Source organism: Acetobacterium sp. UBA5834 (genome assembly GCF_002435675.1).
GTDB lineage: Bacteria > Bacillota > Clostridia > Eubacteriales > Eubacteriaceae > Acetobacterium > Acetobacterium wieringae.
This window is the reverse complement of sequence record NZ_DJGY01000002.1, coordinates 1-8,230: the sequence shown is the minus strand read 5'-3', so window position 1 is coordinate 8,230 and position 8,230 is coordinate 1. Positions and strand designations below refer to the sequence as shown.

10 protein-coding genes are annotated in these 8,230 nt (G+C 39.8%); 6 read left to right on the top strand and 4 right to left on the bottom strand.

Translation table 11 applies throughout. The annotated features are described in order from the left end of the window. Positions 1-239 precede the first annotated feature (239 nt). From B3F51_RS00275 to B3F51_RS00260, 4 genes are all read right to left on the bottom strand, one after another. A complete protein-coding gene (locus B3F51_RS00275) occupies positions 240-467 on the bottom strand; it encodes a hypothetical protein (RefSeq protein WP_250933297.1) in 228 nt (75 codons plus the stop codon). Between the two features lie 85 nt (positions 468-552). Then, a complete protein-coding gene (locus tag B3F51_RS00270) occupies positions 553-933 on the bottom strand; it encodes a hypothetical protein (protein ID WP_070370113.1) in 381 nt (126 codons plus the stop codon). A gap of 72 nt (positions 934-1,005) precedes the next feature. Continuing rightward, entirely contained in the window at positions 1,006-1,254 is a 249-nt protein-coding gene (locus tag B3F51_RS00265; RefSeq protein ID WP_228882736.1) for a hypothetical protein, read from the bottom strand. A 101-nt stretch (positions 1,255-1,355) separates the two neighbouring features. Next, on the bottom strand, positions 1,356-1,607 hold the full coding sequence (locus B3F51_RS00260) for a hypothetical protein (protein WP_070370111.1): 252 nt from the start codon (positions 1,605-1,607) through the stop codon (positions 1,356-1,358). 334 nt (positions 1,608-1,941) lie between these two features. Here B3F51_RS00260 and B3F51_RS00255 point away from each other — a divergent pair, with 334 nt between their 5' ends. The 6 genes from B3F51_RS00255 (at position 1,942) to B3F51_RS00230 (ending at position 8,206) form a co-directional block, all read left to right on the top strand. Next, entirely contained in the window at positions 1,942-2,787 is an 846-nt protein-coding gene (locus tag B3F51_RS00255; RefSeq protein WP_286944806.1) for a transketolase, read from the top strand. Continuing rightward, on the top strand, positions 2,784-3,731 hold the full coding sequence (locus B3F51_RS00250; RefSeq protein ID WP_286944804.1) for a transketolase family protein: 948 nt from the start codon (positions 2,784-2,786) through the stop codon (positions 3,729-3,731). The genes B3F51_RS00255 and B3F51_RS00250 overlap by 4 nt, the downstream gene beginning before the upstream one ends. Before the next feature lie 21 nt (positions 3,732-3,752). Continuing rightward, entirely contained in the window at positions 3,753-5,069 is a 1,317-nt protein-coding gene (locus tag B3F51_RS00245; protein WP_286944803.1) for a transaldolase family protein, read from the top strand. A gap of 120 nt (positions 5,070-5,189) precedes the next feature. After that, positions 5,190-6,038 (top strand): class II fructose-bisphosphate aldolase, encoded by an 849-nt coding sequence (locus tag B3F51_RS00240; protein WP_070370107.1) that lies wholly within the window; start codon positions 5,190-5,192, stop codon positions 6,036-6,038. 514 nt (positions 6,039-6,552) lie between these two features. Then, entirely contained in the window at positions 6,553-7,494 is a 942-nt protein-coding gene (locus B3F51_RS00235) for a PHP domain-containing protein (protein ID WP_084633476.1), read from the top strand. A 37-nt stretch (positions 7,495-7,531) separates the two neighbouring features. Beyond that, complete coding sequence (locus tag B3F51_RS00230; RefSeq protein ID WP_070370097.1) at positions 7,532-8,206, top strand: HAD family hydrolase; 675 nt, start codon at positions 7,532-7,534, stop codon at positions 8,204-8,206. The last annotated feature ends 24 nt before the right edge of the window (positions 8,207-8,230 follow it).

The following is an 8,230-nucleotide window of genomic DNA, read 5'->3' as shown; positions in this document are numbered from 1 at the left end:
TTAGAGCTGGGAAAGTTGAGTTAAATAATTACAGACATCATCCAGAATAAGCCACTTGTATGTCCTGGTGAATGTGACACCCTTTACGACTACACAGTAATCATTTATTAACCAGACAAACAAAAATTTTTAGACCAGAGACTGTTTGTCAGAATCTTTAAATTACTACTAGAAATCCGCCGATCACGTATGTGGCTGGCGGATTCTATGTATTAAGAAGCGAAAAAATTGGTGGTGTTCTATTCAACCTTGCCAAAATCACCATTCATTAAACCAAGAATAATTTTCCCGATTTTTTCCGGAGCGCCTGGATCCTGGGGGTATACCCAATTGTCATAGAAATCTTCAACTTCACCATTAATTAGAATGTTTTGAATGGCTTCTCTTTTTGCCACCATCAAGCCATCTTGAAGGATTTCAAGATGATCGTCGTTTTTTATGATCGTGATTGTTAATTCGGTTTGCATTGTCGGCTCCTTTCGATTTACACTATACGTTTCGGATAGTCAGAAAACTGATTTGTCACCTGTTTTTGGCGAAATAACTATGTGCCTAGTTAACGGCGCCGCCAATTAATTTAATGACCAGGCTTAAATCAAATTTTCCGGGGAACTCAAAGGCAATTTTATTGACATAATAATTGTACAATTCTAATTCATTTTCAAGACTGGAGTCATTTGAATTCTTTACTGAGAAAGCAATAAACTTTGAATAGGGTAAGAAAGTAAAGATTGGAAATTCAGGCTCTTCATAGGTACAAATAATAATCCGTTTTGAGGTGAATAGTATATCGGATGGAACAGGAAAGCGATCAGCCACATAAAATTCAACGACCCGTTCCTCATCATTCAACATACCCTGAATACTCTTATGAACCTTGGATGTATTTTTTTTATCCGTAATAATAAATCGGGAATCTTTAAAGTCGATCATTTTTTACTCCTTGGAAAAAGAGAGTTACTCAATAGTGCCAGACTGATTGAGTAACTCTCTTTATTTTGAATTTTAGAAAACCATTTTTTGGACCACAATTGTATCAAGCGTGGCTAATTCTTTTTCCAGTTCGGCGATATCTGCTTCTTTGTTGGGTAAAAACTCTAAAATTATCAAACCGGTGATGCTGCACATTTCTTCAGAAGACTCATGTAAACCTAGGCGTGTCTTAATAATACAACCATTTTTAGTTAACAATTCCTGAACCTTCAATGCTTCGCTTTCGCGGTTGCCAACCTGAATCCCCATAATTTGTCTCATAAAAAAATCCTCCTTAAAGTATTTATACTTTGACTAAATACCCAATTTATACAACAATAAACGATTCCTCAAAAAATAAGCGGCGGTTACGCCGCAGCTTATTATAATTCGTCTTTTAAACACCAGGTCATATTTTTACCTAACTCATTGTTTTCGCCTGAAACCCAAATGTCAATTTTCAGATTTTCCAGTTTTTCCATGGATTCGGTATCATTTAATTCTTTGGCTTTTTCATATGCTTTAATAATCCAGTTTTTTGTCAACTTCTGGAAATCACCGCCCTCGGTTTGAATATAATCATTTCTAATATTAAGTTTTCCGTCGATTACTTTACTTGAATAGCGTAAGCCCATACTTTTACCCTCCTTGTATGCTGAAAGTTGCTATAGTCATTATATCGCGATTTGGCAATACTTTACATAATTATTTAAAAATAAATTGACAAAAAAACAATTCGTGCTATACTACATATAAGAACTGGTCATGACCACCTATGATCTGTCATAAGTGAGATTAGATTTAAGACGTAATGTTTTTTATTAATTGAGTTGTAAGGGGAAACATAGGTTTTGCTAGTGCCAGCAATTTTGCACAATCAACTTCGCTATTTTATTGAATCGTCTTGTAAACGTTGTGCATGGCCATTAAAAATTTAGTATCGAAGAAAATATTTTAAGGAGAGCTTCAATGCAAGTAGAATCCATCGAAAAAAAAGCATTTAATATTCGCAAACACATTGTCCAGACGGTAATTAATAATGGTGACGGCCATGCTGGTCCATCGTTATCGTGTACCGATATTTTGGCTACCTTATATTTTGGAATCATGGATATTAAGGTTGATGAACCAAAATGTCCCAACCGCGATCGCTTTGTTCTCAGTGCCGGGCACAAATGTCTGGCTCTATATGGAACCCTTATTGAAATGGGATTTGAAGTGACAGATGTCATGGATACCTACAATAAGCTGGGTTCAAAGGTGCCAGGCCATCCTGATATGAAGAAATTTGGCGGAGTCGATTTTAGTTCAGGAGCATTAGGTCACGGTTTACCGATCGGTTCCGGGATGGCATTGAGTGCAAAACTTAAAGGTGAAAAGCAACGGATTTTTGTGCTCATGGGGGATGGCGAACAGGGTGAAGGATCAAATTGGGAAGCAGCCATGTTTGCAAGTCATCACTGTTTAGACAATCTGGTTGGCATCATTGATAGAAATGGACTTCAAATCAATGGCAGTACCCGGGAGGTTTTGGATACCCGTGATTTGCGAGAAAAGTATGCGGCTTTTGGATGGTCTGTAAAAGTGGTGGATGGACATAATATCGAAGAGCTTTTGAATACGTTTCAATCAATACCGTTTCAAAAAGGAAAACCCAGCATGGTCATCACCAATACCATCAAAAGCAAAGGGATGCCTTTTGCTGAAGGAAATGTTAAATATCATCACTGGAATCCCGGCAAAGATTCCTGTGAATCAAAAGAGGCACAAGAAGCATTGGAGCATTACGCAAAAGAAAAAGGATGGGCAATATGACAGTTAAAAAACGAAATCCACGGGATGTATTTGGTGAAACATTATTAGAATTAGGTAGAGAAAATCCCGGTGTTATGGCAGTGTCTTGTGATTCCGGGGCAGGATCGGGTATGAATCCGTTTAAAAAGGAATTACCCCAGCAGTATTTGGAAGTCGGCATCAGTGAACAGAATGCCATCGGTGTTAGTGCCGGATTGGCAGAAGGCGGATTTATTCCGGTTGTCTCTGCAATTGCGCCCTTCATTTCCATGCGTGCGTTTGAACAGGTTCGAAATGATCTGGGTTATGCCAATATGAATGTTAAAGTAATTGGTTCAAGCAGTGGCTTATCCCATTCGGCGTTGGGTTCAACCCACCAGGCCATCGAAGACTTGACATTAATGCGGGCGATTCCCAATATGGTTGTTTTGAATCCGGGCGACGTTTATGAAGTGGAAATGTGCCTGCGTGAGGCAGTTGCACATCAAGGTCCAGTCTACATCAGAATGCCACGTCATGAAATGGCTGAACCGGTTGAAGCCGCTAAACGCAACCTTGAAATTGGCAAGGGCGAATACCTGATGAACACCGGCGATGATATTGTCATTGCAGTGACCGGTACATTAACAATAGATGGTCTGATGGCGGCAAAAATTCTGGATGAAATGGGGTTTGGAGTAAAAGTGATTAACTTTACAACTGTAAAGCCTCTTGACACGGGGATTCTTAACGAGGCCTATCAGAATGCCAAGTATCTGTTCACCTTGGAAGAACATTCGGTAATTGGTGGCTTTGGCAGTGCAGTCGTTGAATCTCTGGCGACAATTAAGGGTAAAGCTCCGATTCATATTGTAGGTATCGCCGATGGCTCCATTAATACCGGCCCCTATCGGGAATTACTGGAAGCCTACGGCCTTACCTGGGAAAAAATTGTTGATCGAATCTTATATGTGGTAAAGAATTAAGATATAGATGGAGGGATAGAAATGAAAACGGTCAGTTGTACATTAAATACTTTATTAAATGATGACGTATCGGTGATTGAGAATCAAAAGAAAGATGTGGCCCGGGTTCTGGATTTCGATTTACCTTTGGAAGACTATGCGTTTCTCAAGAAACATGTAAAAAAAATTGGTGTAACCGCTGCATTTGAAAAGGTTATTAAAACCTTTAATACGCCTGACAACGAGACGCCTGAGGGCTTTCGGATAGCATGTCGCCTGGAAGCCAACGGGATTCTTCGGGCAGATTTAATCCGGGATATTTCGTATGATAAAAATGGTAAAAAACGGCCAACCAATGTGCTTTTTTCCGCTGATTCAGCTAACCCATACGAAGTTGCCCCGATCAGTAAAATGATTGCAAACCTGACTTGTAACCCTGGCATCATCTATGATTTGTTTATCAATAATCCCCAAGCCAATGTTGGTAATCATTTTAACACCCGGGATGAAGTAATGGGAGAAATAGGACTGATTCTTGGACCAGGATCAGACATCAGTGTGGAGCTTAATGATCCTTTTGGCAAATCGGATTCTGAATTACTGGAAGAAGCAGAAAAATTCAGGGAAATGCTGACAGATTATCGGGTTGTCATTAAAGTGCCACATACTGGTCCAGTCACAAAAGAAAACGTTTCAGAATTACTTTCAGGGGATAAAAAATTGAGCCGTTCGTGTACTGATGTTACCACTGAAAGTGCCTTCCGGGGACACAATCTGGCATTGATGCTAAAAGAGCATGGCTTTAGAGTGAACTTTACGCTCATGTTTGAGCCTTACCAGACCGCCCTGGCATTACAGGCAAAACCATATTTTGTCAATAGTTTTGTTCGACATCGTCTGATGCAGTCGGAATTGATGGATCAGAATTTAAAACAATTTAATGCCACTGGGAATGTTAAGTGTATTGAGGCGATTCGCAACATGTTTTTGGAAAAGGACTATCTTGCCATGGATCAGGCCGATATGGATTTGCTTTCAGTAAAAAATATTGCCGAAGCGATGCTTAAATATCGTCATTTTAATGATGTCGAAGGTTCCGATGGACTGGACAGTGTACGTCATAACTTAAGACTATTCAAAAATACTAATCTTGATGATACGAGATTGATTATCTGCAGTATGGAAGGTGAGCTCAATTATCCGGATATTGATAAACTGCTGGTAGAACAAGAATTTGAAGATCTGGTTCACCGGGTGGTTGTTACGGCTGAACCGAAGTATTTGGCACGATTTACGTCCTGTAACCAAGTCGTGTCATATCAACGCCGCTTTATGAATGCAGCTAACGGACAAAAATAAGAAAAGATTTAAGAGATCATTTATTTTTTTATCGAGTTGTGATATACTGGTTCTAGGTGGTCATAACCTATCATATTTATGTATGATGTCGTGAAATTTTAAAGAAAAGAGATGATGATCATGAGTTATGTTAACATGAAAACAATACTTGAAGATGCTAGAAAGAATCGTTATGCGGTTGGCGCATTCAATATTGTTAACTATCTGACAGCAAAAGCTGCAGTTGAAGCGGCGGAAGAGTTGGAACAGCCAATTATTTTGCAAACTTCTGTAAAAACGGTCAAAGCGTTTGGCATTAGCGAGATGATGAACTATTTAAAACCCATTGCTGAAAATGCCAGGGTTAATGTGGCTATCCATCTTGATCACTCCACTGATGTTGATTTTACCAAAGCTTGCATTGATGGCGGTTGGTCGTCAGTCATGTATGATGGATCACAGTTATCCCTCATGGAGAACATCAAAAATACCAGTGAAATTGTGGCATACGCCCAAGCCAGAAATGTGACCGTTGAAGGTGAACTGGGGGCGATTGTCGGAGTCGAAGATGATATTGTTGTGCTGGAGGGAAACCACGCTCACGCCAATCCGGAGGATTGTCACCTTTATCTGAAGGAAACCGGGATTGATGCCTTTGCTCCAGCAGTCGGCACAGCTCACGGGGTATATAAAGGGGCAATCAATATCGACTACAATCTTTTTGAAACAATCAATCAGTTTTCACCATGTCCGCTGGTACTTCATGGGGGAACCGGGTTAACCGATGAGATGTTCCATCGACTGATTGCTTTAGGTGCCTCAAAGGTCAATATCTCAACAGCTATAAAAATTGCTTATTGTCAGGGTATGGTTGATTATACCAGGAACTATCCGGATCAGAATGACCCGCTGAAACTGGACGCCTTCACCAAAGAGCAGGTGAAAAAAGTTGTCACAGAGCATATCCGTTTCTTTGCCTTGCTGGATTAAAGAAGCGCGGGTTTCAAGAAAGTCAAATAAAATTCCAAAAAGTCGATTCGCCATTTTGTGGTCATGACCATCTGGTTGTTATAAGTAACGACATCAATAAAATGATGGTTGTGCTATTTAAAAATAGGAAGGTTAGAATATCAGCTAGACTGGTTCGATGTATATCAGTGAAATAAGTATTGGGATGCTCGATGCTACTGGGATTAATGGTGCAATGACGGTTTGGCTTGTCTGCGGCTACATATAAAGCCAGAAGGAATGGTATCAAATGAATTCTGATTTGTGAAAAAGTACCAAGGTGAAGGTATTCTTGGTGATAAACCATTGCTGTCAATCGTGAAGATGAGTTGTAGGAATTGGACTTGTGGGGTGATTGCCATACCGGGTAACCAAACGTCAAGAATTATAACGGTTGAGACAGTAGAAAGATACGTTAATTAGGCTAGTTTATCAAAAATTGAAAAAGGAATGTAACAAAACGCACCTGATTTTCATAGAAATATTAGGAGGTAAGATGATGACGACAAAACCCAACTATATTGTAGACCTACACAGTCATACCACACGATCTGATGGGGCTGATACCCCCCAGGAATTTATATGCAATGCAGCAGCTTTGGGAATGAAGGTGATTGTGATCACCGATCATGATATTCTTCCCCCAGATCGTATCGAGGTCAATGGTGTAATGGTTGATCCAGTTCTTTATGCAAAGAAAAAAGGGATGAAACTGTTGCCAGGAATTGAATTCTCTTGCGAGACCCTGGTTGAGGATGTGCACATTGTGGTACTGGGTTGTGATTATACCAATCCGAAAATACTGGAAATCAATGAGCAGATTGTCAAAAGCAAAATCTACTCCTACCAAAAGCTTTTGGATGTGCTGGCGGATAATGGCATTGACATCAGTTGGGAGGAGGTTTTAAATTATAACGACATTCCCCGAAACCCTGAAGATGTTCAGAAAAAAGTCATTTTTAATCTGATGGCTGAGAAGGGATACACCAAAACCTGGAGCGAAGCGAAATTATTAATCCGAAATAATCCGGTATTCAGTGTGAAACGCGAAAAACCAGACCCGGTTGAAATTATTCAAATCGCCCATGAAAGTGGCGGTATTGCGATTCTGGCGCACCCATACCTGATTGACGAAACCGTAATGACCCGTGATGGTAGCATGACCCGGGAGGAATACATAGACAAATTAATTGATGCCGGATTGGATGGCATTGAAGCGTGTTATACATATGATAAGACGACTTATAATGGACCGTTCACCAAGGAAGAGATCATCGCCAGGGTACGGGCCGCATACACAGACCGGGTCAAGATTATTTCTGGAGGTTCAGATTATCATGCTGACTATAAAAAGACTGATAAAAATGTCAGAACTATCGGTGAGTGCGGCGTTACTCTGGAATATTTTAACAGCAATGACTATTTAAGAAATCTGTGATTGGTTTTTGAAGTTAAAACTTAAATGGAGGCTGGTCATGATAATTAAAAACAAGGAACCGCGTGCGTATCAGTATGTTATTTTTGATTTGGATGGAACCTTGGTAGATACGTGTCCAGATATCATCGAAACGATAAAATACATTATTGATCGTTATCAGTTTGAACAAAAAGAAGATGCGTTTATTCGGAGCTGTATTGGTGGGGGAGCAAGAAATGTGCTCATTAAATCCCTGGGAGAGGATAAAGAAGATCTGATCGATCAGGAAATACTACCCTTATTTGTAGAGTATTACACCGAGAACTGTGATAAAAAAACCGTTGCTTACAGTGGTGTGGAAGAGGTGCTGGCATACTATAAAAGTCAGGGGAAAGCATTATCTGTGGCTACGTTTAAGATAAGAAGTGCCACCGAAAAGATTTTAAAAACGCTAAAATTATATGATTATTTTGATATTCTGGTGACAGCAGATGATGTAAAAAATCCAAAGCCGCATCCGGATTGTATTCATTCAATTCTCGATTATTATCGTTGCCGGAAAAATGAGGCGATTCTGATCGGCGATACAAAAACTGACTATCTCACTGGTACAAATGCAGGTATTGACGTTTGTGGGGTCACGTTCGGATATGGTGCCCCGGAGGTCGTCAGATCATTAAATCCAACCTATGTTATTGATCGTATAGAAGAACTGAAAGAAGTTGTTCTATAAAATAATAGGTAATTGCGAAATGAA

Excerpts from the sequence above, each read along its gene's own strand:
- B3F51_RS00275 (WP_250933297.1), bottom strand. The coding sequence starts at position 467 with ATGCAAACCGAATTAACAATCACGATCATAAAAAACGACGATCATCTT.
- B3F51_RS00270 (WP_070370113.1), bottom strand. The coding sequence starts at position 933 with ATGATCGACTTTAAAGATTCCCGATTTATTATTACGGATAAAAAAAAT.
- B3F51_RS00265 (WP_228882736.1), bottom strand. The coding sequence starts at position 1,254 with ATGAGACAAATTATGGGGATTCAGGTTGGCAACCGCGAAAGCGAAGCA.
- B3F51_RS00260 (WP_070370111.1), bottom strand. The coding sequence starts at position 1,607 with ATGGGCTTACGCTATTCAAGTAAAGTAATCGACGGAAAACTTAATATT.
- B3F51_RS00255 (WP_286944806.1), top strand. The coding sequence starts at position 1,942 with ATGCAAGTAGAATCCATCGAAAAAAAAGCATTTAATATTCGCAAACAC.
- B3F51_RS00250 (WP_286944804.1), top strand. The coding sequence starts at position 2,784 with ATGACAGTTAAAAAACGAAATCCACGGGATGTATTTGGTGAAACATTA.
- B3F51_RS00245 (WP_286944803.1), top strand. The coding sequence starts at position 3,753 with ATGAAAACGGTCAGTTGTACATTAAATACTTTATTAAATGATGACGTA.
- B3F51_RS00240 (WP_070370107.1), top strand. The coding sequence starts at position 5,190 with ATGAGTTATGTTAACATGAAAACAATACTTGAAGATGCTAGAAAGAAT.
- B3F51_RS00235 (WP_084633476.1), top strand. The coding sequence starts at position 6,553 with ATGATGACGACAAAACCCAACTATATTGTAGACCTACACAGTCATACC.
- B3F51_RS00230 (WP_070370097.1), top strand. The coding sequence starts at position 7,532 with ATGATAATTAAAAACAAGGAACCGCGTGCGTATCAGTATGTTATTTTT.